This window comes from Vibrio sp. 2130-1 (genome assembly GCF_033339515.1).
The window spans coordinates 1-2,114 of sequence record NZ_JAWOUT010000051.1 but is presented as its reverse complement, the minus strand read 5'-3'; the positions used below and the strand labels follow the sequence as shown (position 1 = coordinate 2,114).

Sequence of the window (2,114 nt, the reverse complement as noted above, 5' to 3'; positions counted from 1 at the left end):
TCGGCTTGCATTTTTGCTAAACACAGTATTGCAAGGACGCGGAACATGCCTCATGTGGCGGCCAGGACGGCCAGCCGGGATCGGGATACTGGTCGTTACCAGAGCCACCGACCCGAGCAAACCCTTCTCTATCAGATCGTTGACGAGTATTACCCGGCATTCGCTGCGCTTATGGCAGAGCAGGGAAAGGAATTGCCGGGCTATGTGCAACGGGAATTTGAAGAATTTCTCCAATGCGGGCGGCTGGAGCATGGCTTTCTACGGGTTCGCTGCGAGTCTTGCCACGCCGAGCACCTGGTCGCTTTCAGCTGTAAGCGTCGCGGTTTCTGCCCGAGCTGTGGGGCGCGGCGGATGGCCGAAAGTGCCGCCTTGCTGGTTGATGAAGTACTGCCTGAACAACCCATGCGTCAGTGGGTGTTGAGCTTCCCGTTTCAGCTGCGTTTCCTGTTTGCCAGCCGGCCCGAGATCATGGGGTGGGTGCTGGGCATCGTTTACCGCGTCATTGCCACGCACCTGGTCAAGAAAGCGGGCCATACCCACCAAGTGGCCAAGACGGGCGCGGTCACCCTGATCCAGCGTTTTGGATCGGCGCTCAATCTGAATGTTCACTTCCACATGCTGTTTCTCGACGGTGTGTATGTCGAGCAATCCCACGGCTCAGCGCGTTTCCGCTGGGTCAAGGCGCCGACCAGCCCAGAGCTCACCCAGCTGACGCACACCATCGCCCACCGGGTGGGTCGCTATCTGGAACGGCAAGGCCTGCTGGAACGGGATGTCGAAAACAGCTATCTGGCCTCGGATGCGGTGGATGACGACCCGATGACACCCCTGCTGGGGCACTCGATCACTTACCGTATCGCTGTCGGTTCACAGGCGGGGCGAAAGGTGTTCACTTTGCAAACTCTGCCGACCAGTGGTGATCCGTTCGGTGACGGGATTGGCAAGGTAGCCGGGTCCAGCCTGCACGCCGGCGTGGCGGCCAGGGCCGATGAACGCAAGAAGCTCGAACGGCTGTGCCGGTACATCAGCCGCCCGGCGGTATCCGAGAAGCGGCTGTCGTTAACACGAGGCGGCAACGTGCGCTACCAGCTCAAGACGCCGTACCGGGACGGCACCACGCACGTCATTTTCGAACCATTGGATTTCATTGCAAGGCTGGCCGCCCTGGTACCGAAGCCCAGAGTCAACCTAACCCGCTTCCACGGGGTGTTCGCACCCAACAGTCGGCACCGGGCGTTGGTCACGCCGGCAAAACGGGGCAGGGGCAACAAGGTCAGGGTGGCTGATGAACCGGCAACACCAGCACACCGGCGAGCGTCGATGACATGGGCGCAACGGCTCAAGCGTGTTTTCAATATCGACATCGAGACCTGCAGCGGCTGCGGCGGCGCCATGAAAGTCATCGCCTGCATTGAAGACCCTATAGTGATCAAGCAGATCCTTGATCACCTGAAGCACAAAGCCGAAACCAGCGGGACCAGGGCGTTACCCGAAAGCCGGGCGCCACCGGCTGAGCTGCTCCTGGGTCTGTTTGACTGACGAGCCTGAAGGCCAACGATACCAATCAAAATGCTGCGTTCACAGCGCCGCGGCAGGGATCCGCCGTGCTGGTTGTCGGAAAAGGAGCCGCTAGTGGGAAAGAGGAGGGTAAATTTTCAGCGTTGCTGGCTCCCCGTCAGCCGGATTGGGTTGCATCGCAGGGGTGTCGAAAGAGTCAACTGCGGTCCAAAGCTGTTGGACTTGGGTGAAAAGGGCGTTTATTCTTCCTATACGTGCCGCGTTCCAGGCGGCGACTATGAGGGCTATGTCGATGCCCATGTGCGCCGGCTGGAGGCGCTACGCCGGGCCGGTATCGTCGAGCGGATCGACGCCGACCAATGGCGCATCCCCGATGATCTGGTCAGCCGTGCCGCCGCCCATGACGCCGGCCGAGACAGTCAGGCCAGCGTTCGCGTCCTTTCCCCGGTCGATCTGAACAAACAGATCGGATCGGACGGCGCGACCTGGCTGGACCGGCGGCTGATCCACGGCGAGACGGCCGACCTTGCGCCAACCGGCTTCGGGCAACAAGTCCGCGAAGCCATGGACCAGCGCCGCGAGCACCATATCGAACA

Annotated in this window: 2 protein-coding genes; both read left to right on the top strand. The window is 61.1% G+C overall.

Annotated elements, in window-relative coordinates; genetic code table 11:
• Positions 1-45 precede the first annotated feature (45 nt).
• On the top strand, positions 46-1,539 hold the full coding sequence (locus tag R7Q09_RS24125) for an IS91-like element ISVsa3 family transposase (protein WP_318143701.1): 1,494 nt from the start codon (positions 46-48) through the stop codon (positions 1,537-1,539).
• A 30-nt stretch (positions 1,540-1,569) separates the two neighbouring features.
• Positions 1,570-2,114: DUF3363 domain-containing protein (locus R7Q09_RS24120; protein WP_140436493.1), on the top strand; the 545-nt coding region annotated here is incomplete at its 3' end.